Below are 22,005 nucleotides of genomic sequence, written 5' to 3' on the forward strand. Positions count from 1 at the left end.
GAGATTCCACCCGCCACGTGCACAGAAATCACCCGCTGGACCCACCGATACGGGATGATCGCTCAAGGCCGCGCCCCTGCCGGCCGATGACATCAACGGATGACTAGCGCACCTGACGTCCGCCCCGCCACGCGGGGTGGGGTGGACGGTGGCAGGGGCGACCGGAGGTCGCGGTGTCATCCCTCAAGAGAAGGATCTGACCATGGACAAGTGGCGCATCGCCAAGAACAGCACGATCGTCCGCCTCTCCGCGAGCGCCGGCACGCTCGTGGCCGTCGTCGCGCTCGTCGGCGCAGGGCATAAGTGGGTCTGAGCACACACTCGGGTGACGGCGGGGCCAGGAGACGACTCCTGGCTCCGCCGTCACTCCTTGACGGCTTCGTCGGCGCTGTGTCCCTCCTCGGAGCAGCGGGTTTCCTCGTCGCGATGGTCGGCACCGCCTGGCCCCCCGCCACGCACGTCGTCGTCTGGCCGGTCGTCTTCCTCGCCGTCGCGGCCCTTGTCGGCGAGGTGAAGCCCCTCCCGATCACCCGCGACGACGAGCCGGTCGAGACGATGTCCACCTCGGGGCCCTTCGTCCTCGCGCTCGTCGCGGTCGGCGGAGTCGGGATCGCGGTCCTCATCCAGGCTCTCGCGAGCCTCACCGACGACCTGCTGCACCGACGTAGCGTCACGAAGTCCGCCTTCAACACCGCGCAGTACACCCTGAGCGTGCTGGCAGCACGGATGGTCTTCAGCTGGCTGACCGGCATCCCCTTCTTCGCCGGCCCGCTCACCGTCGAGCTGCAGCACCTCGGCCCGCTCCTGGCCGCCGGTGTGGCCATGGTGCTGGTCAACCGCCTCCTGGTCGCGGTCGTGGTCGCCATCGTCACGTCCCAGTCGGTGTGGACGACCGTCAGGGACGACGCCCGCTTCGTGACCGCGACCCACGTCGTCCTGCTCTGCATCGGGGCGGTCGCGGCGATCGTCGCCGGGGACGGCGTGGCCGTCCTGTTCCTCCTGATCCCGCCGGTCATCGCGGTCTACCTCACCGCGGCCGCCGCCGTCCGTCACGCGCACCAGGCCTCGCACGACCCCCTCACCGGGCTCGGCAACCGGGACCGGCTGTCCAGGGGGCTGGACAGCCTGCACGCCGTCGCTCAGCGGACCCATGCCGGCGGACCAGGACTCGTGCTGATCGACCTCGACCACTTCAAGGACATCAACGACACCCTGGGCCACCCCGTCGGCGATCTCCTGCTCCAGCAGGTCGCCGAGCGCCTGAGCACCGCACTCGACGACGAGGACCTGGTGCACCGGCTCGGCGGGGACGAGTTCGCGGTGATCGTCGACGGTGACCTGGTCGAGACGCAGCTCGTCGCCCACGCCCTGCTGGCCTCGCTCGAGGCGCCCATGAGGATCGGCGAGCTCGAGCTCCTGGTCCGTGCGAGCGCCGGTGTCGCGTGCGCCCCGCACCACGGCGCCGACACCGAGACGTTGATGAAGAACGCGGACATCGCCCTGTACCAGGCCAAGCTCGAGCGAGACAGGATCAGCACCTACTCTGCGCTCTTCGACGTCAACACCGTCGAGCGCCTCCAGCTGCTCGCCGACCTGCGTGCCGCCCTCGACACCGGCCAGCTCGGTGTGGCCTTCCAGCCCCAGGTGGACCTGGCGACCCGCCAGACCGTGGGAGTCGAGGCGCTCATCCGGTGGGAGCACCCCACCCGCGGGCCCGTCGCCCCCGACGACTTCATCCCGTTGGCCGAGAACTCCGGACTCATCGCCGAGCTCACCGCCTACGTGCTCGACACCGCGCTGAGAGCCCTGGCCGGTTGGCGCGAGGAGGGCCACGACCTGCGGATGGCGGTCAACCTCTCGGCCCGGCACCTGTCCGACCTCGCCCTGCCCCGGCAGGTCCACGACGCGCTCACCCGGCACCACATACCCCCCGGCGCGCTGGTCCTAGAGGTCACCGAGACCGGGATCCTCGCCGACCCGGCACGCGTCGACGTCGTGATCGCGGCGCTGCGCCGGCTGGGTGTCGCGATCGCCGTCGACGACTACGGGACCGGCCACGCCTCGCTCAGCTACCTCAAGCGCCTCGAGGTCGACGAGCTCAAGGTGGACAGGTCGTTCGTCAGCGACATGGGTCGTGACCACCACGACTTCATCATCGTCCGGTCCACCATCGCGCTGGCCCGCGACCTCGGCCTGCGGGTGATCGCCGAGGGCATCGAGGACGAGGGCACGGCCCTGACCCTGCGCGGGCTGGGCTGCGGCGTCGGGCAGGGCTACCACCTGGGCCGCCCCACCACGCCCGAGCTGATCCAGGTCCGGATGGACGACGAGCGCCGGGTCACGACGACCCCCGGCTCACCCTGAGGAGGCTGAGATGCTGCTCCTCGCGGCCTGCGTCGTCGCCCTGCTGTCACCCGTCGTCGTCGGGCGCTGGCCTGCACGACTGCTGCTGCACCGGTGGCGTCACCCGACGCTGATCTGGGTCACCCTCGTCCTGCAGGTGGTGGCCCTGCAGGTCAGCCTCCCCGGCGCGGTGGCCCCGGTGCTGCACGTGGCCACCTACGCGGCCGCCCTGGTGTTCATCTGGTTCAACCGAGGCATCGCAGGTGTGCCCGTCGTGGGCGCGGGCGCCGCGTCGAACGGCATCACCATCGCGCTCAACGGGGGGACTCTCCCCGCCTCCCCCTCGGCGGTCGCGGCGGCGGGGGTCGACCCCGGCGACGGGTTCGCGAACTCAGCGGTCGTCGAGGACCCGGTGCTCTACTGGCTCGGGGACATCTTCGCCTGGCCGACTCCCCTCCCGCTGGCCAACACCTTCAGCGTCGGGGACGTCCTGATCGTCGTGGGCGTGCTCGTTGCGGTGTGGGCAGGAACCTCGCGGCTGGGTCGGGTCCCTGCGCACGAGGACCAGGATCAGCAGGGCACCACGGCGTGAGGGTCAGGTGCGGGGCGCGACCTGCTGGTCACCCGCGAACGCTGCCTCGAGCGCAGCCACGTCGAGCTTCCCCATGCCGAGCATCACGGTCGTCGCGCGCGCGACCGCGGCGGGGTCGGCTCGGGTCATGATCTCGTCGAGGGCACGCGGCACCACCTGCCAGGACAGCCCGAACCGGTCCCTGAGCCACCCGCACCGACCAGGGGAACCCCCGTCGGCGGTGAGCACCTCCCAGTAGTGGTCCACCTCCTGCTGGTCGTCGCAGGTCAGGTACATCGAGAACGCATCGTCCAGGGTCAGGGCCGGACCGGCGTTCAGGGCCGTGACGGGCATCCCGTCCAGGACGAACTCGACGATGAACGGCGCGCCTGCCTCGACGCCGGGGATCCCGTCGGGCGCACTGACCACGCGCGTCACGGACGAGTTCGGGATCACGGTGGCGTAGAAGGCGGCGGCCTCCTCGGCACGGTCGTGGAACCAGAGGTGCGGACGGACGACTCCCATGGCGGTCTCCCTGGTGCAGGGCCCACCCGGCGTGGGCGGACCGTCACCAGAGCAGACCGGGGTCTGGGCGGGAACTCATCGGCCTCCGGCTCAGGAGATGCCGTGCGGCCCCACCGACGACCCGGCAGGGACCCTCGACGGCGCCCCCTGGTCGCTCAGCACTCCTTCACCGACCACGACGACGTCCTCCTCGAACGTCCAGTCCCCCCGGACCCGCAGCGCGGTCGCGGCAGCGAGCGAGGGCGCCACCGGGACCCGCCGGTCGAAGGCACCGATCGTCTTGTAGTAGCCGGGGTCGAGGTCGACCAGCGGAGCATCGACCTGGGCGACCAGCAGGTGGTCCTCGGTCGAGCGGTACACGTCCGAGCGCAGCACCAGCAGGTCGTTGGTGGTCTTGACCGGCAGGAAGCGGGAGCGGTCGACCTCGAGCACCGTGGCACCGTCGAAGACCTCGATCGCTGCGCCCATGGCCGACTCGATCTGCACCACGGGGGTCGAGGAGGCGTCGGTGGGGTCGACGGTCTTGTCGTTGCGGATCAGCGGCAGGTCGAGCACACCGGCCGTCCGCTCGAGCTCGGCCGCGAGGGCGCGCAGGTCGAGCCAGAGGTTGTTGGTGTTGAAGAACGGGTGGGTCGAGATGTCCGCAGCGGCATCGGCGTCCTCGGGGAGGGTCTGCGCGGTCTCCCGCAGGACGATCCGACCGTCGGCCCGACGCACCACCAGGTGACCGCCCTTGCGGTCGGCGGGCGTGCGACGGGCCACCTCGGCGGCGAACGGGGCACCCGTGGCCGCGAACCACCCGGCGATGCGGGCCTGGGGTGCCGCGCCCAGGTTGTCGGAGTTCGAGACGGTGGCATAACGGAACCCCGCGTCCAGCAGTCGCCCGAGGGTCCCCGAGGCGTGCAGAGCCGTGTACAGGTCACCGTGTCCCGGAGGGCACCACTCCAGGTCGGGGTCGGCCGGCCAGTCCACCGGGGTGAGGTCGTCGGCGCGCAGCTTGGGCTCGCGGTTCTGCAGGAAGTCCAGCGGCAGGCCGTCCACGGCGAGGTCGGGGTGGGCGGCCAGCGCCGCGAGGGTGTCGTCGCGGGTGCGGAAGCTGTTCATCAGGACCAGGGGCAGTCGTGCGCCGGTGGCGGCCCGCGCGGCCAGGACCTGCTGGGCGATCACGTCCAGGAAGGTCTGCTCACCACGGACCCGCAGCAGCGACTTCGCGCGGTCCATCCCCATGGAGGTCCCCAGCCCGCCGTTGAGCTTGATCACCGCGGTGGCCGCGAGGGCGTCACGGGCCGCCTCGGGGTCCACGTCGAGGTCGACCAGGCGCGGCACGTCCCGCAGCGGCTCGACGTCGCTCTCCGGGATGGCCCCGGTCTCTCCCGACTCGAGGAGGTCGTAGAAGCGGGCGAAGACGTCGATCGCGGTCTGCGCGACCCCCGCCTCCTGCATCTTGGTCCGGGCACGGGCACGTCCGTCAGCGCTCATGCCCACGATGCTAGGGCGCGCACCGCCCTGCGCGCCTGGTGGACCCGTCACGCACGACACGCCTCGCGTCGTCTCGGCTGCCAGGACCTCCGTCCTGCCGCTGACAGCCGTGCCGGGCGGACACTGCCCACCAGGGCACCCTGTCCGGTCCACCGACGACGGAGGTCGAGGATGCGTCCGACCGGCTCGATCGAGTCGCCCCTGCTGCGCGGCACCCCGTGGTTGCTCGGCGGTGCCGCCCTCGTCGTCGCTGCGCGCGTCGGCCGGCAGTGGATGGCCACCTGGGGCAGCACCGCCGCAGAGTCCACCCAGGTGCTTCCCGGCGACGACCTGGTCCGCGACCCGTTGAGGTGCGTCACCCGGGCCGTCGACATCTGCGCACCGGCCGACGCGGTCTGGCCCTGGATCGCGCAGATCGGGTCCTCGGACCTGGGGCGCGCCGGCTGGTACTCCTACGACAGGTTCGACAACGGGGGCGTGCCGAGCGCCGACCGGCTGCTCCCCGAGGTTCCCGCGCCGGAGGTGGGTCAACCGTTGGTGAGCGATCCGGACTTCGCATGGACCGTGCGGGCCGTCGAGCCGGGTCGAGCCCTGGTGCTGGACATCCGGCCTCCTGGGAGGCTCGCGGTGCACGCCACCTTCGCCCTGGTGGTCGAGCCGGTCGACGCCGACCGCTGCCGGCTGGTCGAACGGTCCTGGTGGGACATGCGGCCCCGATGGGCGGGGGTTCCGGCCTCGCTCGCCTTCGAGACCGTCGACTTCGTGATGATGCGCAAGCACCTGGTCACCGTGCGCGCGCTGGCCGAGTCCGCCCACCGCGTCGGCCGGTCCTGAGCGACGCCCTCAGCTGCCCCCGCGGGGCACGTCCCCACCGACCCTGCCCGGCTCGACCGGGACGGTCGTGTCGGCCAGCTCGCGCACCTCGTCGGGGTCGTGGCTGACCAGGAGGGTGGGGATCGAGCCCGTGGTCACGACATCGCGCAGCAGGGCCCGCAGCCGCAGACGTGTCTGGCGGTCCAACGCCGACAGCGGCTCGTCGAGCAGCAGCAGACCCGGGTCGCCGGCCAGGGCGCGTGCCAGCGCGACCCGTTGACGTTCGCCGCCGGAGAGGGTGCGCGGGGCGGCTGACGCCAGGCCCCCGGCACCGACCCGGTCGAGCTCGTGGCGCGCCCTGTCGCGTCGTTCGGCGGTGCGTCCGGTACGGACCGCCAGGGCGACGTTGTCCAGCACCGAACGGTGCGGCAGCAGCAAGGCGTCCTGGAAGACCATCCCCACGTGCCTGTCCTGGGTCGGGACGTGCAGGCCGGTGGTGACGTCGCAGACCGGGCGACCGTGCAGCAGCACCTGACCGCGCCGGGGTCGCAGCAGCCCGGCGATCAGCGCGAGGGTCAGGGACTTGCCCGAGCCCGACGGTCCCACGAGCGCCGTCACCGGGCCGTGAGCGTCGGTCAGCGCGAGATCCACGATGACGGTGAACTCGCCCACGTGAAGGGATGCGTCGACCTCGACCACGGCACGGCCCCCGGTGCCGCAGCCGGACAGCACGGTCATACTCCCGCCCGGGAGAAGCGGTTGACCAGCAGCAGGACCCCGATCGCGACGACCGAGAGGATCGCGGCCATGGTTCCAGCCCGCAGGTCGTCGCCCTGCTGGACCGCGTCGTAGATGGCGATCGGCATGGTCTGCGTGCGCCCGGGGATGTTGCCCGCGACCATCACCGTCGCCCCGAAGTCCCCCAGGGCCCGGGCGAAGCCCAGGGCGACCCCGGCGATGATGCCGCGGCGGGCCAACGGCAGGGTGACGTGCAGGGCAACCCGCCACTCGGGCAGTCCCATGGTGCGCGCGGCGACCTCGAACCGCGGGTCGACCGACTCGATCGCCGCACGCGCCGTACGCAGGCAGAAGGGCAGCGCCGAGATCGTCGCGGCGACCACTGCCCCGGCCACCGTGAAGACCAGGGGCGAGCCGACGACGTCCTCCCACAGCCGTCCCAACGGGCTACGTGTGCCCAGCACGACGAGCAGGTAGTAGCCCAGGACCGTGGGGGGCAGCACGATCGGGAGACTCGCGAGGGCCTCGAGCAGGCCCCGACCCCAGAAGCGCCCCTTGGCCAGCAGGTAGGCGCCCCCGACACCCAGCACGGCAGCCAGCACGGTGGCGATGCTCGCCACGCGCAACGAGAGCAGCAGCGGGAACCAGTCCATCAGCCGGTGCCTGCGGGCAGGTCGGTCGGCAGCTCGAAGCCGTGACGGGCCATCAGCTCACGGCCCTGAGGGCTCGCGACGAGTGCGGCGAACTCGGCGGCAGGTCGCACGCGCTCGCCGCCGGCAGTGACCACCAGTGCCTGGTCGAGCGGTTCGTGCAGGTCGGCGGGCACCGCAGCGACGTGCGAGGCCGGGCCCGCCAGGGCCAGCGAGAGTGCCACGAGAGCAGCGTCCGCGTTGCCCGAGGAGGCCAGGCGCAGGGTGTCCGAGGCGTTCTCGCCGAAGACGAGCCGGTCCTGCACCTGCGCGTAGATGCCGGCCCTGCGCAGCGCCTCGACAGCGGCGACGCCGTAGGGGGCGTGGTCGGGGTTGGCGACGGCGATACGACCGTACCGGGGGTCGACGAGGTCACCGATGGCGACCGGACCCTCGGCGGTGTCCTCGCGCACCCACACCACCAGGCGGCCCACGGCGTAGGTCGTCACCGTCGACGGATCACCCACGCCTGCGTCCAGGACGTCGTGCACGTAGGCGACGTCGGCTGAGGCGAAGACCTCGAAGGGCGCGCCGTTGACCAGCTGCTGGGCGAGCTGTCCCGAGGACCCGAAGGTGAAGGTGACCTCGTGACCGGTCTGCTCGCGGTACAGCGCGCCGAGCTCGGTGAACGCCGGGCCGAGGTCCGCGGCCGCCGCGACGAGCAGCGGCCCGTCCTGGGAGCCCTGGACCGCCCCGGTCGGTGCTCCGCAGGCCGTGGCCGACGCAGCGAGCGCGAGGGCGACCAGCGAGCACACCGTGCGGCGGAGGGCGCCCGTCACGCGGCGCCCGTACGGTCGCGGGCGCCGCCCGGGGCGGGGCCGGTGACCTCGTACCCGGGGATCGCGGCAAGTCGCCGGATGAGGTCAGCGGTCGAGAGCAGCTCGACCAGGGCGAGGGCGGCGGGGTGCTCGGCGTGCTGCTCGGCGACCCAGATCTCCACGTGGTGCTCCTCGAGGGGGGTGAAGGACAACCCCGCGGACAGTGCCGCAGGCTCCATGGTCACCGCGGCCGCGGCACCGTGCAGCACCCGGGTGACCGCCTCGCGGTGGCTGCGCGCGACAGGTCCGCCCGGGACCGTCGCGCCGCCGGCGGCCATCGCGCGCTGGAACGCTGCCTGGGTTCCCGCCCCTGCTTCACGCTGCACCACGTGCAGACCGCGTTCGGCGATCCTGGCGGGGGTCGGTGCGGCGTGGCCGACGGGGCCCGCCAGACCCACCTGCCAGCGGGCGAGGTGGTGTCGGCGGACCGCTCCACCGGGGCGCGGGAGCGATCCGGGTGTCCCGTGCACCAGTGCCGCGTGGATCGAGCCCGCTGCCAGGGACGCGGCAGCCGCGGCGCTGCTCGCGTGCACGGGGACCAGTGCGTGGCCGCTCCGCCGGGCGAGCAGACCGGCGAGCAGCCCCAGCGCCGGGTCGCAACCGGCGACGAGCAGGCCGTCCTGGCGGGTTCCGGGGTGCCACCGGACACCGTCGGCGGTGGTGACACCGTCGGCGACGCCCCACCACGGCAGCACCGTCTCGGCGCCTCGAGCAGCAGGAAGAGGCGCACAGACCAGCCGGTCACCGACACGGACCCCGGTCACCGGGGTCCCCTCGTCGACCTGCGGCTCGAGCATCACGAGCTCAGGTGCCGGTGCGGGGCCGGGGGCGAAGAGCTCCTCGACGGGGGCGTCGAGCGCCCGGGCCAGGGCGAGCGCGGCATCCACGCGCGGGGCGTGACGCCCGGTCTCGACGGTCCCGACCAGCTGGCGCGTCACGCCCGCGCGGCGGGCGAGCTCGGTCTGCGACCAGCCCCGTGCCAGCCGCGCGGTCTCGACCGGATGGAGCATGCCAAGAAACTAGCAGGTGCCGGTCTTCTGACGCAGCGTGTCTCCGCCCGGCCACCGTTCCGACCCCAGCCTCCTCGGCCGCGGTTATCATGGTGGGTCCGGGTGCCACAGACGGGAACCGGACGACCACCTCCCCGTCGGCCCAGCGCCTCCTTCGACGAACGGACGCGCCATCATCACCGTCCCCACAGGTCTTCCCGCTCCTGCCCACCCGGCGACCGGGTCGACGGCACTCACGGGCGACGTCACCGGCCGGATCCTCGCCCGGCCCGACGTCGTGATGTCGCGGGGCCGGTGCACGGTGGTCAACCGGACGCTGACCCCCGACCAGGCGATGATCGAGGACCTCCTCTTCGTACGGGACGTGCTGGACGAGGCGGGCATCGACCACCTGCTGGTCCGGGGCAACGGACGCCGACCCGTCCTGGCGGTCGCCTGGACCGATCGACGGGCGCTCTACGCGGCCCTCACCACGGCCTGCGCCGACGAGCCCTTCTACGTCAAGGCCGTCGACGCCGAGCGCGCTCGCCTGCGGCTGGTCGCCGACCGTGGGCTGACCAAGACCCCCGGTGCGCGCATCCTGCGGCTCCACCGCCCGCGCGTCGAGCCCGTCAGCGGGTTGCGCTTCGGCGCCTCGCGCAGCGTGCAGATCGAGCTGTGGGTCTTCGAGGACGAGACCATCACGCTCCCGGTCGAGAACTCCCTGACCCGTCGCACCCTGCCCCGGCACGAGGCCGTCCGCAGCCACGTCGAGCAGCACGGACGGACCTGGCAGACGATCGAGACGATGTTCTCCGCCCACGCGAGCGACGTCGACTTCGAGATCGACCTGGTGTTCTCGTGGGTCGACGGGTCCTCGGACGAGTGGCAGAAGGCCCGCGCGGCACGCATGCAGAGCTACGTCGTGGGCGAGGGCGACGACTCCGAGGCACGCTTCCGCCAGGTGGACGAGCTGCGCTACGCGCTCCGTTCGGTCCACATGTACGCGCCGTGGGTCCGCCGCGTCTTCGTGGCGACGGACTCCCCGCGACCGGCCTGGCTGGCCGAGCACCCGCGGGTGACCTTCGTGCGCAGCGAGGAGTTCTTCGCCGACCCCTCGGTGCTCCCCACCCACAGCTCGCACGCGGTCGAGTCCCAGCTGCACCACATCGAAGGGCTCTCCGAGCACTTCCTGTACTCCAACGACGACATGTTCTTCGGCCGCCCGGTCGAGCCGAGCATGTTCTTCTCCCCCGGTGGCGTCACCAAGTTCATCGAGTCCCCCACGCGGATCGGCCTGGGTGGCAACGACGCGGTACGCAGCGGGTTCGAGAACTCCGCACGGGTCAACCGCGGCCTGCTGTTCGAGCGCTTCGGGCGGGTCACCACCCGTCACCTCGAGCACGCCGCGACGCCGCTGCGCAAGAGCGTGCTGGCCGAGATGGAGGTCGCCTTCGCCGAGCAGTTCGCCGCGACCGCCGCCAGCCGGTTCCGTTCGAGCACGGACATCTCGGTGACCAACTCGCTCTACCACTACTACGCGCTGATGACCGGGCGGGCCGTCGTGCAGGACTCGGCCCGCACCCGGTACGTCGACACCACCTCACGCGCCGGGCTCGACCAGATGCAGGCGCTGCTCGCCTCCCGGTCCACCGACATGTTCTGCCTCAACGACGGCAGTGCACCCGAGGTCGAGGCCGACGAGCGCGCACACGCCGTCCGTGACTTCCTGGCGCGGTACTTCCCCTTCAGCGCACCCTGGGAGAACCCCGACCGCTGAGCCGGCGGGACGCGCCCGCACGAGGACGGCGGCCCCGCGCGTCACCCCGCTCTCGCACGTGCCAAAGGTCCTATGACCTGCCGGTCGACCGTACGTAATCTCGCGGCAAAGAGATGACCGTGTCCTGCCCCCCGACCCGGGATGCCGGCGGACCGCGGAACCGCCGTGAACCGCCGACCGAGGAGCAGACCGCGTGAGCCCGAGCATGCCCGGAGTGACCCTTCCCGCCGACCTGCAGGCAGCCCTGGCCGACTGCGACCGCATCGTCGTCCCGCAGACCCGTGCCGAGCTGTACCAGCTGGCCCTGGGCCCGGCCGGCGGTCCGACCTTCGCCGTCGAGTACGACGTCGACGGTGAGACGGTCCGTGAGGCCGACGTCGTCCGGTGCAAGAACGGCATCGCGGTGAACTACCCCGAGGACTACCTGCGCCGTCGCGACCCCGACTGCATGCGGATCGCCGACGACCTGCCCTCTGACAAGCCGCGCTACCGTGACGTCTTCGGTGCGGAGTTCGCGCCGGTCAAGGCGCAGACCCTCGACTGGCTCTCGGACCAAGAGCTCGTCGTCGTGCCGTTCATGGCCGGCGGGCCGACCTTCGGGTACCCCTCGCTCGCCGTCTGCCCGCTCAACGCGGCCTTCTTCGCGCTCGCACTGGTGGACCTGCAGGGCTGGGTCACCTTCGAGGAGATCGGCCCGTTCACCCCTCGCTCGATCCTCTACGTCGCGCCGCCGTTCCGTCAGACGCACTTCGACGGACGGCAGGTCGTGGTGCACGACCGCTCGACCACGCTGCACGAGGTGTTCGCCTACAACCTCTACCCGGGACCGAGCGCCAAGAAGGGCGTCTTCTCGGTCCTGCTGGACATCGGTGAGCAGGAGGGATGGCTCACCGCCCACGCCTCGTCCGTCCGGGTCACCACGCCCTACGAGAACGAGACGATCATCATGCACGAGGGCGCCTCCGGCGGGGGCAAGTCCGAGATGTGCCAGGAGATGCGTCGCCAGGAGGACGGTCGCATCCTGCTCGGGACCAACGTCGTCACCCAGGAGCCCTACGTCATCACCCTGGGCGAGACCAGCGCCCTGGCCCCGGTCACCGACGACATGACGCTGTGCCACCCCTCGGTCCAGAACGGCACCGGCCGGCTCGTGGTCGCCGACGCCGAGGACGGGTGGTTCGTCCGGGTCGACAACCTCACCGAGTACGGCGAGGACGTGCACTTCGAGCGGATCTGCATCCACCCCGAGGAGCCCCTGGTCTTCTTCAACATCCAGGGAGTCCCCGACGCGACCGCGCTGCCGTGGGAGCACACCCTGGACTCGACCGGCAAGCCCTGCCCCAACCCGCGGGTCGTGGTGCCCCGTCGGCTGGTCAAGGGGGTCGTCAACCAGCCGGCCGCGGTCGACGTGCGGTCCTTCGGTGTGCGCATGCCTGCGTGCACCCGCGCGGAGCCGAGCTACGGGATCATGGGGATGACCCACATCGTGCCCCCCGCCCTTGCGTGGCTGTGGCGGCTGATCGCACCCCGTGGCGACAAGAACCCCTCGATCGGCGAGAGCAAGGCCACCACCGACGCCCTGGCCCACGGAGGGATGGTCGCCGAGGGGGTCGGGTCCTACTGGCCCTTCGCCACCGGGACCAAGGTCGCCGCCGCGAACCTGCTGCTGCGTCAGATCGTGGACGCCTCACGCACCCGCTACGTGCTGACGCCCAACCAGCACATCGGGGCGTACAAGGTCGGCTTCGCCGCCGAGTGGCTGACCCGCGAGTACCTCGCGCGCCGTGGGGCCGGGTCGATCCGCCCCGAGCACCTCACCCCCGCCCGGTGCGCGCTGTTCGGGTACACGCTGCACGAGATGAAGATCGACGGTCAGCTCGTGCGACCCACCTTCCTGCGGCCCGACCAGCAGTCCCAGGTCGGGGTGGAGGCCTACGACGTCGGTGCGCGCATCCTGCAGGACTTCTTCGCCAGCGAGCTGGCGCAGTTCCTCACCGACGACCTGGACCCCCTGGGCCGGCAGATCATCGAGGTGTGCCTGCGCGAGGGCTCGATCGAGGACTACGCGGCGCTGACCCCGCTGCCCGCCTGAGGGCTCAGCCCGCGTAGGGCAGCACCGGACGCCCCGGCACGTCCACGCGCATCCGGAACAGCGCACCAGCGTCGGGCTCCGGGTCCTCGAGGTTCTCGCGAGAGGTGGTGATGTACAGGTCCCGCAGGTCCGGGCCGCCCAGGGTGCAGGCGGTGACGAGCCGCACCGGCAGGTCGACCTCGTGCAGGGTCGTGGCCTGCGGGGAGTAGCACCGCACCCGGCCGACCGCGTTGAGGGCGACCCACACGTTGCCGGCCGAGTCGACCGTGAGCCCGTCGGGGCGTCCGTCACCACCCGGGTGGAAGACACGACGTCTGCTCAGCCGTCCTGCGACGACGTCGAAGACGTCGGTGGTCCCGGTCGCGGTGTCGTTGTAGTAGGCGCGACGGCCGTCGGGCGAGAAGTCGATGCCGTTGGAGATCGTCACGTCACCAAGCTCGACCGCGACCTCGCCGTCCGGCGAGACCCGGTAGAGGCTCGCACCGCCAGGGGTCCGGTCGTAGGGCATCGACCCTGCGTACAGCGTCCCTCCGGGGTCGCACCCACCTTCGTTCATCCGCACCCCACGGTCGGTCCACATCTCGGGCAGCGCCACAGGGAGCTCGTCCGCGCCGTCGGCCAGGCCGAGACCACGTTCGAGCCCCACGACGTAGCCCCCACGCACCCGCGGGCGGACGAAGGCGGCGACCTCGCCGACGTGGAGGCGGTCGACCCGCCCGTCCTCACGCAGGGTCAGGAGGTCGCCCGCGAGCATGTCGACCCAGCGCAGACCACCCCACGTCGGTGACCAGCACGGCCCCTCCCCGTGGTACGCGACGGCCGGCGTGACCTGCTCGAGCGTGCTCATCGGTTCTCCTGTCGTGGGATGGGCTTCACAGGTCGATCTCGACGACGAAGTCCTCGGCCCTCCGGGGCAGCACGACGTGCCGGCCCTCGTGGTCCAGCGGCTCGCCGTCGAGCAGCACCCGCTCGGGCGACGACCCGTGGACCACGAGGTGGTAGGCCGTCCGGGCGTGCTCGGGGTACCCCTCCCCCTCGACCACAGCCGTGAGCCGCAGCCTCGACCCGGATCGCCTCACGCCGAAGGTCGTCTCGTACCGCGCGCCGTCAGCCTCGGCGAAGGTCACGCCGTCGTCCTCGTGCAGTCGCGAGGTGTGGTCGAGCTCGTCCTGCGGGACGAACAGGTGCAGCTCGACCACCTGCGGGTGGTACCCGGCCGTCGAGCGCGGCGCGCTGTCCCACATCGGGATCACCGCGCCCCCGCGAGCGTAGAGCGGGATGTGCTCCATCGGGGTGGCCGCGACGACGAAGCGGCCTCCGCCCATCGCCTCGCCGGTGTGCCAGTCGTACCAGCTCCCCGCCGGGAGGTAGACCTGGCGTGCGGTCATCCCGGCCTCGACCACGGGGGCCACCAGCAGGTCCGGCCCCAGCAGGTACTGGTCGTCCAGGTCACGGACCGTCGCGTCGTACTGGTGGTCGAAGACCAGCGGTCGTTGCACCGGGGCGCCGGTGCGCGAGGCCTCGAGGAAGGTCGCGTACAGGTAGGGCATGAGCCGGTACCGCAGCCGGACGGCCTCCCGGGCGAGGTCATGGACGACGTCGCCGAAGGACCAGACGTACTGGTCGAGGTTGTCGACCGCCGAGTGGTTGCGGCAGAAGGGGGTCAGGGTGCCGTACTGCATCCAGCGCAGGAAGAGCTCGGCATCGGTGCTGCCGAAGAAGCCGCCGACATCCGCCCCGACGAAGGCCTGGCCCGAGACGCCCAGTCCCGACGCCATGGGCATGCTGAGCCACAGGTGGTCCCAGCGCGACATGTTGTCGCCCATCCAGTTGGCGGCGTACCGCTGGATCCCCGCGAAGCCCGCACGCGACAGCACGAAGGTACGTCGGTCGGGCATCGCCTCAAGGAGGCCCGCAGTCGTCCCCATCGCCATCAGGAGGCCGTACTGGTTGTGGTAGCGCTCGTGCGAGTGCTCACCACGGCCGAACCGCATCGCGCCGGGGTCGATCGACCCGGTCGCGGGCTCGTTCATGTCGTTCCAGATGCCCGCGATGCCGGACCGGACGTGCTCGGCGTTGAGCTCGCCCCACCAGGCACGGGCCTCGGGGGTCGCGAAGTCCGGGAAGACGGTGTTGCCCGGCCAGACCTGACCGATGTAGTGGTCACCGCCCTCGGTGCGACACAGCACGTCGCGCTCGACGGCCTGGTCGTAGACCGGGTACCCCGGGTCGTGCTTGATCCCGGGGTCGACGATGGTCACGACCCGCAGACCGTCCTGCTCGAGCCGGGCGAGCATGCCCGGCACGTCGGGGAACCTCTCGGTGTCCCAGGTGAAGACCCGGTAGCCGTCCATGTGGTCGATGTCGAGCCAGAGCGCGTCGCACGGGATCTCGCCCTCGCGGTGACGACGGGCGATCCTCTCGACGTCGGCCTGCGAGTAGGCGGCCCAGCGGCACTGGTGGTAGCCCAGCGACCACAGCGGCGGGACCGCGGTGCGACCGGTCAGCCAGGTGTACGCCTCGAGGATCGCGGGCATGTCCGGCCCCGCGAAGACGTACTCGACGTACTGCCCGCCGGCGGCGTGGATCGCGTACTCCTCGGCCCGGGTGAAGTCGTAGGCGGTGCGGTAGCCGTTGTCGAGGAACGACGCCGACATCGTGCCGTCCTGGGCCTGGTGGTAGAAGAACGGGATCGAGACGTAGTACGGGTCGAACTCGGTGCTCGTGCTGTCCGAGCGGGGGTCGTCGGCCGAGACCTGCGCGGTGAACTCCCCCGCGGCGTCCGGGTTGAGCACGTCGGTGTTCCAGAGCGTGAAGTCGCGACCCTTGCGGTTGTGGTGCCCGGTCTTCTCCCCGAGCCCGTAGATCGCATCGGACTGGCGGCACCGGCGCCGCACCACGAACGCGTCGTTGAGGGTCGCGTAGGTGCCGAACGAGCCGTCCGCGTCCCGGGCGGTCTGCACGACAGGAGTGCCGTCCGGGCGGTGGACGTCGATCCGGAACGGGTCCGACCAGAGCGAGAGCACCAGCGCCGAGGTCCGCAGCCGGACCACCCCGTCGCCCTGCTCCACCTCGAGCTCGACATCGGCCGAGAGCGGGTCGACGCAGACCGCGTGGGTGGGCGACTCGTCGAAGACACCGCCCCGGCTGATCGCGACCCGGACCACGTCCGGACGGACGACGTCGATGCGCAGCTGCTCGCCGTGCAGGTCCGCTCTCAGGCCCCGGTCGGTCCGGTGGACCTCGCCGAGCCGCTCGAACCTCAGGTAGTGCTCCGTGGTCAGCATCGTGCCCCGTTCGTCCGGTGGAACCCCCAGCCTGCCGTGGATCGACCACGCAGGCACACCGCGCGGGGCCTGCGAGCGGTGCGGCGGCTACCGGGCGGCGGCGCGCTGGTACTGCCGCACCGTGAGCGGGACGAAGATCACGAGCAGCAGCACACCCCAGACCAGCGTGTAGAGCACAGGGTTCTGCAGGGGCCAGGCCGTGGGCGGGGGCGTGCCCGGGATGATGTTGCCGAACAGCTCCCTCGCGGCCTGGGTGACGCTCGACACAGGGTTCCACTCGGCGAACGCCCGCAGCGGCCCCGGCAGGTTCTCCGAGGGCACGAAGGTGTTGGCGATGAAGGTCAGCGGGAAGATGACGATGAACGAGGCGTTGTTGAACACCTCCGGGGTGCGCACCAGCAGACCCACGTAGGCCATCAGCCAGCTGATGCAGTAGGCGAAGAAAAGCAGCAGCCCGTAGCCGAGCACGGCCTCGGCGACCGAGCTCGTGATGCGCCAGCCGACCGCGAGCCCCGTCAGGCTCATGATGAACACCGTCAGGACGTTGTTGACCACGTCCGCGGTGGTCCGCCCGACCAGGACCGCCGAGGGCGCCATCGGCAGCGACCGGAAGCGGTCGATGATGCCGGTCTTGAGGTCCTGCGCCATGCCCGACCCGGTGATCGTGGCCCCGAAGATCATCGTCTGGGCGAAGATCCCCGCGATGAGGAACTGCCGGTAGAGCGCCGGGTCGACCTCGGGAGCCCCGGGGAGGGAGATCGACCCGCCGAAGACGAAGGCGAAGAGCAGGACGAACATGATCGGGGACACGATCGACCCCACGAGGAGGTCCGGCACCCGCTTGATCCTGATGAGGTTGCGGCGGGCGATCGTCCACCCGTCTGCCAGGGCCTGGCCCGGACGGTTCATGCGCTCTCCTCCTGCGGTGCGGTCTGCTCCTGGGCCTGGCGACCGGTCAACGACAGGAAGACGTCGTCCAGGGTGGGACGCCGGATCCCGGCGTCGAGCACCTCGATCCCTGCGTCGTCCAGCGCGCGCAGCGCCCCGATCAGGGCCGCCGCACCACCGTTGACCGGAGCCGTCACCGTCCGGGTGTGCTCCTGCGTGGTGAGCTCTCCCGCCGCGAGGGGCGCCAGCGCGTCCCGAGCCCGGGGCAGGTCGTGCGGGGATGCCACGGCGATCTCGACGCGCTCACCCCCGACCGTCGCCTTGAGCTCGTCGGAGGTCCCCTCGGCGATCACCCTGCCGTGGTCGATCACCGCGATCCTGTCCGCGAGCCGGTCCGCCTCCTCGAGGTACTGGGTGGTCAGCAGCAGGGTCGTCCCGCCGGAGACCAGCTCGGAGATGACCTCCCACATGCCCAGACGGCTGCGCGGGTCGAGCCCGGTGGTCGGCTCGTCGAGGAAGAGGACCTCGGGCTCGGCGACCAGCGCCCCGGCCAGGTCCAGCCTGCGTCGCATGCCCCCCGAGTAGCCCCGCACCGGACGCCTGGCGGCCTCGGTCAGGTCGAACCGCTCGAGCAGCTGCCAGGCACGCTCGCGTGACCGCCGGGCACCCAGGTGGTAGAGGCGTCCGACCATGTCGAGGTTCTCGAAACCGGTCAGGTGCTCGTCGACCGCGGCGTACTGCCCCGAGACGCCGATCGTGGAGCGCAGCCGTCGAGCGTCCCGCACGACGTCCAGACCACCGACGGTCGCACTCCCGGCATCAGGGGTCAGCAGGGTGGTGAGCACCCGCACCGCGGTGGTCTTGCCCGCGCCGTTGGGGCCGAGCAGACCCATGACCGTCCCGCGCTCGACGACCAGGTCGAGGCCGTCCAGCGCCCTGACCGACCCGTAGCTCTTGGTCAGCCCTTGGGCGACGATCGTGCGGGTGTCGCCCACCGTCTGCCCGCCGGTGCTGCCGTCTGTCGCGTGCATGTGGTCTCCAGCGTCAGGGGGGCGGTCTCGCAGGACCCGGCTCGCGGCGGCGGACTGGCCGCAACCGTGGATCTGACCGATTGTCAGAGCATGCCCGCGCGCGGAGCCGAGCACCACGGAATTCGCTGCGGGTGGAATGGCGCACCGCCCAGCAGCGTTGTCCAGGAGGCTGCGCCACCCGGCGCACGGACCACGACCCTCGACAGGGGCCCTCGTGACGGATCTTGCGGAGCTCCCCGCGCGAGCAGGTCTCGTGATCGGGCTCCTGGCGTTCGCCAGTGCGACGTGGTGGATCGCTCGAGGACGCGACAGGTCGTTCCGAGCCGCCGAGCAGGGAACCTCACGCGCCGGCGTCCTCACCGCGGCCGACCTCGGCCACCCCCTCGCCGAGCGGGCGACGTTCGTCCTGTTCTCCTCGGCGCACTGCAGCACCTGCCCCCAGGTCCGGCGGGTGCTCGCCGGGGTCGTCGGGGAGGAGGCCGGGACCCACGTCGTCGAGATCGCCGCCGAGTCACACATGGGTCTGGTGCGACGGCACGCCGTGCACCGCACCCCGACGATCCTGCTCCTCGACGCGACGGGTACCGTGCGCTCGCGCACCGCTGGCCCGCTGACCGCATCGGCTGCACGCGATGCCCTGGCCCGGATCGACGACCTCACCCCCCATGACATCCCCTGGAGCCCCCGTGCCTGACCCGAGCGCCCTGCCCCCGGTCCACGAGACCGTCGTCCAGGGCATCGACCCCCGTGGCGCCCGGTTCGGCGCCGCGCTGACCTCGGTGCTGCTCGTGGCGGTGCTCCTGCTGGGCCCGGGTACGGCCGCGCTCCTGCTGCTCGCGATGATCAGCGCGCTGTTCGCGATCGGCGTGCTGCGAGGCGTCCCGGGCACGGTCCAGGGCTGGGTGTACCGACGACTGGTCCGCCCGCGACTGGCACCCCCCGTCGAGCTCGAGGACCCCCGCCCACCGCGCTTCGCCCAGCTCGTCGGCCTGCTGGTCACCGGGGTGGGTGTGCTCCTGGGTACCGTCGGTCTGGCTGCGGCGGTCCCGGCCGCCGCCGCGATCGCTCTGGTCGCTGCCTTCCTCAACGCGGCCTTCGGCTTCTGCCTCGGGTGCGAGATGTACCTGCTGCTCCGACGTCTCGCCCCGGCCTGAGGAGAAGGTCGTCCCTGAGGGACGATCGGCCCGCCCGAGGCGGTCAGCGTGGGGCGAGAGCCGTCTCGCCCGGCTGCTCGAGCGAGTCCCGCAGCTCGGGCGAGCCCCGCTGGAGCATGCGGTGGACCGTGAGGTGCATCCACACGAAGCTCACCAGGGTCAGCACGAAGAGCAGGAAGAAGGTCGACTGGGGCATGCCGGTCCAGGCCTGGAGGTAGGCGAACATCGGGGGCAGGAAGAACCCACCGAGGGCCCCGAGGGTCCCGACCAGCCCGCCGACCGCCCCGACGTCCCCGGGGAAGTACTCGGGGATGTGCTTGAACACCGCGGCCTTGCCGACCCCCATCGCCACACCCACGACGAAGACCAGGGCGGTGAACGCCCACACGCCCAGCTCGTAGGGCAGCACCTCACGCAGACCGCCGGGCTCGTACTGCTCGGGGACCCGCAGCACGATGTAGCCGTACGGCATCATCAGCACCCCCGTCGCGAGCAGCATCGTGGTGAAGGTCGCGTACATGACACGGCGTGCACCGAAGCGGTCCGACAGGAGCCCGCCGAAGGGACGCAGCAGGCTCGCGGGGAAGATGAAGAGCGCGGTGAGCAGGGCTGCCTCGTGCAGCGGCAGACCGAAGACGTCGACGTAGTACTTGGGCAGCCACGCGGCCAGCGCGACATAGGCACCGAAGACGACGACGTAGTAGAGGCTGAACCGCCACACCCGCAACCGGCGCAGCGGCCCCAGCATCGAGCGCACCGACCGACCGCGGCCGGGCATCCTGTCGTGCCGGGGGGTCCCGAGCCACATCGCGACCGCCATCAGCACCAGGAGGGCCGAGTACAGCGCGGGGACGAAGCGCCAGCCGCTCAGGCTCAGGCCCGCCACGGTGAGGCTGGGGACGGCCACGATGAGGGTGGGCCCGATGAACTTGGTGACCGAGGCCCCCACGTTGCCGGCACCGAAGACCCCCAGCGCGAAGCCCTGCCGCTCTCGCGGGTACCAGGCCGAGTTCCAGGTGATCCCGACGCTGAAGGCGTTCCCCGCGAAGCCCGCGAAGAAGGCGAAGACGAGCAGGAGGGCGAAGCTGTTCGCCTGGGAGACCAGGAACGTGGGCACGGCCGTGGCGAGCAGCATCGCGATGAAGACGCGACGGCCTCCGAAGCGGTCCGCGAGCATCCCCGCCGGCAGCCGCCACAGCGCACCGTTGAGGATCGCGGTGGCCGTGAGCCAGGAGAGCTGGACGTCGGTGAGCCCGAACTCCTCGCGGATCGGTATCCCGAGCACGCCGAACATCAACCACACCGCGAACATCAGGGTGAAGCCGGTGGTGGAGAGCGCCAGGACGCGCCGCCTCGGTCCGGGTGGGTCGGACGCGGTGGCCGGGGTGTACGGCGGCGGCTGTGCTGTCGTGGTCACGGCGTCCTCGCGGTGTCGGCGGTTCCTGCGCCCGAATACTCCCAGCAGGTTCCGGCAGAACCCGGGTCGTTGGGCCCAAGGCTCCCACGTCGCCCTCCGGGCATGACAGGCGGGCACCGCGGGCCCACGATGAGGGAGTGACCGGGACGGGACCGACCGACGAACCCCGACGCGCACACGAGCGGGTCGAGGCCTCGCTCGCTGCCGCGCAGGACGACGCCACCCGACGACTGGCCTCGCTCGTCGCTGGCTTCGAGGAGATCGTGGCTGCCTCGCAGCACTCCAACGCCGACGACGAGCACGACCCGGAGGGGACGACGATCGCCTTCGAGCGATCGCAGTCCGACGCCCTCGTGCAGCACGCGCGTGCACGCCTGGACGAGGTGGCCGCGGCACGAGCACGACTTGCCCGAGGGTCCTACGGCATCTGCGAGGTGTGCGGACGGCCGATCGACCCCGAGCGTCTCGAGGTGCGACCGACCGCCCGCACGTGCCTCACCTGCGTGCGGCGCTGAGCCGGCTCAGCGCTTGACGGCCTCCTTGAGCGAGCTCCCGGCGGTGATCCGCACGGTGTGGCCGGCCGGGATCTCGAGGGGCTCGCCCGTCCGCGGGTTGCGACCCGTGCGGGCGGCGCGCTCGGTCCGCTCGACGGCGAGCAGCCCGGTGAGCCGGACAGCCTCCCCGTCGGCCAGGGCCGCCACCAGGACGTCCTGCAGGGCGGTGAGCGCCGCATCCGCCTGAGGACGGGTCAGGTCGGCACGGGCTGCGATCTGCTGGACGACATCGCTGCGGTTCAAGGGCATAGGGGTTCTCCTCGGGTGGGTCGACTCACGGGTCGACGGTGATCAGACCGCGCTGGACTGCGCGGACGAGTGGGCGGGGCACTCGGACCTCGCCCGTAGCAGTCTGCACCGTCACGAGCTCGACGGCCGTGGCCTTCCACTGGGCGCGCCGTGATCGCGTGCGGCTGCGGGACATCTTCCTCTTGGGAACCGCCATCAGCCCTGCCGTCCCTTCCATCGAGGGTTCTTCTTGTTGATGACGAAGGTCTTGCCGTGCCGCCGGACGACGATCGAGCCGTCCTTCTTCTTGAGCGAGGCCAACGAGGCACGGACCTTCATGACGGACCCGCCCCGGTGGGCTCGAGGCCGTAGCGTCGGCGGAACTTCTCGACCCGGCCAGCGGTGTCCAGAACCCTCGTCTGGCCGGTGTAGAAGGGGTGGCTCGTGCTCGAGACGTCGACGTCGACCACCGGGTAGGTGCCGCCGTCCTCCCACTCGATCGTCGTGGTCGATCGCACGGTGGACCGGGTGAGGAAGGCGAACCCGGTCGAGACGTCCCGGAAGACGACCGGGTGGTAGTCCGGGTGGATCCCTTGCTTCATGTCACTT

Annotated in this window: 23 protein-coding genes; 8 read left to right on the plus strand and 15 right to left on the minus strand. The window is 71.5% G+C overall.

The window, feature by feature from the left end:
- The first annotated feature begins 426 nt into the window (after positions 1 to 426).
- Together M1R94_RS12435 and M1R94_RS12440 are read left to right on the plus strand one after the other, a co-directional pair.
- A complete protein-coding gene (locus M1R94_RS12435; protein ID WP_249382026.1) occupies positions 427 to 2,364 on the plus strand; it encodes a putative bifunctional diguanylate cyclase/phosphodiesterase in 1,938 nt (645 codons plus the stop codon).
- A 10-nt stretch (positions 2,365 to 2,374) separates the two neighbouring features.
- A complete protein-coding gene (locus M1R94_RS12440; protein WP_249382027.1) occupies positions 2,375 to 2,935 on the plus strand; it encodes a DUF5317 family protein in 561 nt (186 codons plus the stop codon).
- 3 nt (positions 2,936 to 2,938) lie between these two features.
- On the opposite strand, the gene M1R94_RS12445 is transcribed toward M1R94_RS12440, so the two are convergent.
- On the minus strand, positions 2,939 to 3,439 hold the full coding sequence (locus tag M1R94_RS12445) for a VOC family protein (RefSeq protein ID WP_249382028.1): 501 nt from the start codon (positions 3,437 to 3,439) through the stop codon (positions 2,939 to 2,941).
- 90 nt (positions 3,440 to 3,529) lie between these two features.
- Positions 3,530 to 4,918: a UTP--glucose-1-phosphate uridylyltransferase gene (locus tag M1R94_RS12450; RefSeq protein ID WP_249382029.1), complete on the minus strand. Its 1,389-nt coding sequence runs from the start codon at positions 4,916 to 4,918 to the stop codon at positions 3,530 to 3,532.
- A gap of 171 nt (positions 4,919 to 5,089) precedes the next feature.
- On the opposite strand from M1R94_RS12450, the gene M1R94_RS12455 reads away from it, so the two are divergent.
- A complete protein-coding gene (locus M1R94_RS12455; protein ID WP_249382030.1) occupies positions 5,090 to 5,752 on the plus strand; it encodes an SRPBCC family protein in 663 nt (220 codons plus the stop codon).
- 9 nt (positions 5,753 to 5,761) lie between these two features.
- Here the strand turns inward: M1R94_RS12455 and M1R94_RS12460 are convergent, their stop codons facing one another.
- From M1R94_RS12460 to M1R94_RS12475, 4 genes are read right to left on the minus strand one after another with little or no spacing between them, the layout of a single operon-like run.
- Positions 5,762 to 6,469, minus strand: a complete 708-nt coding sequence (locus tag M1R94_RS12460) for an ATP-binding cassette domain-containing protein (protein WP_249382031.1) — start codon at positions 6,467 to 6,469, stop codon at positions 5,762 to 5,764.
- Positions 6,466 to 7,122 (minus strand): molybdate ABC transporter permease subunit, encoded by a 657-nt coding sequence (gene modB / locus M1R94_RS12465; protein ID WP_249382032.1) that lies wholly within the window; start codon positions 7,120 to 7,122, stop codon positions 6,466 to 6,468. The genes M1R94_RS12460 and modB overlap by 4 nt, the downstream gene beginning before the upstream one ends.
- Positions 7,122 to 7,937 carry a molybdate ABC transporter substrate-binding protein gene (modA, locus tag M1R94_RS12470; RefSeq protein WP_249382033.1) on the minus strand — a complete coding sequence of 272 codons (816 nt, stop codon included), beginning with the start codon at positions 7,935 to 7,937 and terminating at the stop codon, positions 7,122 to 7,124. Before modA ends, modB begins: the two co-directional genes overlap by 1 nt.
- Positions 7,934 to 8,986, minus strand: coding sequence for a substrate-binding domain-containing protein (locus tag M1R94_RS12475; RefSeq protein WP_249382034.1), 1,053 nt, complete (start codon positions 8,984 to 8,986; stop codon positions 7,934 to 7,936). Before M1R94_RS12475 ends, modA begins: the two co-directional genes overlap by 4 nt.
- A gap of 256 nt (positions 8,987 to 9,242) precedes the next feature.
- Here M1R94_RS12475 and M1R94_RS12480 point away from each other — a divergent pair, with 256 nt between their 5' ends.
- On the plus strand, positions 9,243 to 10,745 hold the full coding sequence (locus tag M1R94_RS12480) for a stealth family protein (RefSeq protein ID WP_249382184.1): 1,503 nt from the start codon (positions 9,243 to 9,245) through the stop codon (positions 10,743 to 10,745).
- A 205-nt stretch (positions 10,746 to 10,950) separates the two neighbouring features.
- On the plus strand, positions 10,951 to 12,837 hold the full coding sequence (locus M1R94_RS12485; RefSeq protein WP_249382185.1) for a DUF4914 family protein: 1,887 nt from the start codon (positions 10,951 to 10,953) through the stop codon (positions 12,835 to 12,837).
- A gap of 4 nt (positions 12,838 to 12,841) precedes the next feature.
- Here M1R94_RS12485 and M1R94_RS12490 read toward each other — a convergent pair whose 3' ends face one another.
- The 4 genes from M1R94_RS12490 to M1R94_RS12505 form a co-directional block, all read right to left on the minus strand.
- Positions 12,842 to 13,684 (minus strand): SMP-30/gluconolactonase/LRE family protein, encoded by an 843-nt coding sequence (locus M1R94_RS12490; protein ID WP_249382035.1) that lies wholly within the window; start codon positions 13,682 to 13,684, stop codon positions 12,842 to 12,844.
- A gap of 25 nt (positions 13,685 to 13,709) precedes the next feature.
- Positions 13,710 to 16,124 carry a glycoside hydrolase family 31 protein gene (locus tag M1R94_RS12495; RefSeq protein WP_249382036.1) on the minus strand — a complete coding sequence of 805 codons (2,415 nt, stop codon included), beginning with the start codon at positions 16,122 to 16,124 and terminating at the stop codon, positions 13,710 to 13,712.
- An 87-nt stretch (positions 16,125 to 16,211) separates the two neighbouring features.
- On the minus strand, positions 16,212 to 17,033 hold the full coding sequence (locus tag M1R94_RS12500; protein WP_249382037.1) for an ABC transporter permease: 822 nt from the start codon (positions 17,031 to 17,033) through the stop codon (positions 16,212 to 16,214).
- The gene (locus M1R94_RS12505) at positions 17,030 to 18,043 is read right to left on the minus strand and encodes an ATP-binding cassette domain-containing protein (RefSeq protein WP_249382038.1); all 1,014 of its coding nucleotides are present in this window, start codon (positions 18,041 to 18,043) and stop codon (positions 17,030 to 17,032) included. Before M1R94_RS12505 ends, M1R94_RS12500 begins: the two co-directional genes overlap by 4 nt.
- A 214-nt stretch (positions 18,044 to 18,257) precedes the next feature.
- Here M1R94_RS12505 and M1R94_RS12510 point away from each other — a divergent pair, with 214 nt between their 5' ends.
- Together M1R94_RS12510 and M1R94_RS12515 are read left to right on the plus strand one after the other, a co-directional pair.
- A complete protein-coding gene (locus tag M1R94_RS12510) occupies positions 18,258 to 18,737 on the plus strand; it encodes a TlpA family protein disulfide reductase (RefSeq protein ID WP_249382039.1) in 480 nt (159 codons plus the stop codon).
- A complete protein-coding gene (locus M1R94_RS12515; RefSeq protein ID WP_283253346.1) occupies positions 18,709 to 19,197 on the plus strand; it encodes a DUF4395 domain-containing protein in 489 nt (162 codons plus the stop codon). Before M1R94_RS12510 ends, M1R94_RS12515 begins: the two co-directional genes overlap by 29 nt.
- Positions 19,198 to 19,240: 43 nt before the next feature.
- On the opposite strand, the gene M1R94_RS12520 is transcribed toward M1R94_RS12515, so the two are convergent.
- Positions 19,241 to 20,614, minus strand: coding sequence for an MFS transporter (locus tag M1R94_RS12520; protein ID WP_249382041.1), 1,374 nt, complete (start codon positions 20,612 to 20,614; stop codon positions 19,241 to 19,243).
- Between the two features lie 137 nt (positions 20,615 to 20,751).
- Here M1R94_RS12520 and M1R94_RS12525 point away from each other — a divergent pair, with 137 nt between their 5' ends.
- Positions 20,752 to 21,129 carry a TraR/DksA C4-type zinc finger protein gene (locus M1R94_RS12525; protein WP_374109464.1) on the plus strand — a complete coding sequence of 126 codons (378 nt, stop codon included), beginning with the start codon at positions 20,752 to 20,754 and terminating at the stop codon, positions 21,127 to 21,129.
- 6 nt (positions 21,130 to 21,135) lie between these two features.
- Here M1R94_RS12525 and M1R94_RS12530 read toward each other — a convergent pair whose 3' ends face one another.
- From M1R94_RS12530 to M1R94_RS12545, 4 genes are read right to left on the minus strand one after another with little or no spacing between them, the layout of a single operon-like run.
- Positions 21,136 to 21,417, minus strand: coding sequence for an HU family DNA-binding protein (locus M1R94_RS12530; RefSeq protein WP_249382042.1), 282 nt, complete (start codon positions 21,415 to 21,417; stop codon positions 21,136 to 21,138).
- A gap of 25 nt (positions 21,418 to 21,442) precedes the next feature.
- Complete coding sequence (rpmF, locus tag M1R94_RS12535; RefSeq protein WP_465245964.1) at positions 21,443 to 21,634, minus strand: 50S ribosomal protein L32; 192 nt, start codon at positions 21,632 to 21,634, stop codon at positions 21,443 to 21,445.
- Complete coding sequence (ykgO, locus tag M1R94_RS12540) at positions 21,613 to 21,735, minus strand: type B 50S ribosomal protein L36 (protein WP_249382044.1); 123 nt, start codon at positions 21,733 to 21,735, stop codon at positions 21,613 to 21,615. Before ykgO ends, rpmF begins: the two co-directional genes overlap by 22 nt.
- Positions 21,732 to 21,998, minus strand: a complete 267-nt coding sequence (locus M1R94_RS12545) for a type B 50S ribosomal protein L31 (protein ID WP_249382045.1) — start codon at positions 21,996 to 21,998, stop codon at positions 21,732 to 21,734. Before M1R94_RS12545 ends, ykgO begins: the two co-directional genes overlap by 4 nt.
- Positions 21,999 to 22,005: the final 7 nt, after the last annotated feature.

It is taken from the genome of Actinotalea alkalitolerans, from assembly GCF_023369855.1.
Classification (GTDB): Bacteria; Actinomycetota; Actinomycetes; order Actinomycetales; family Cellulomonadaceae; genus Actinotalea.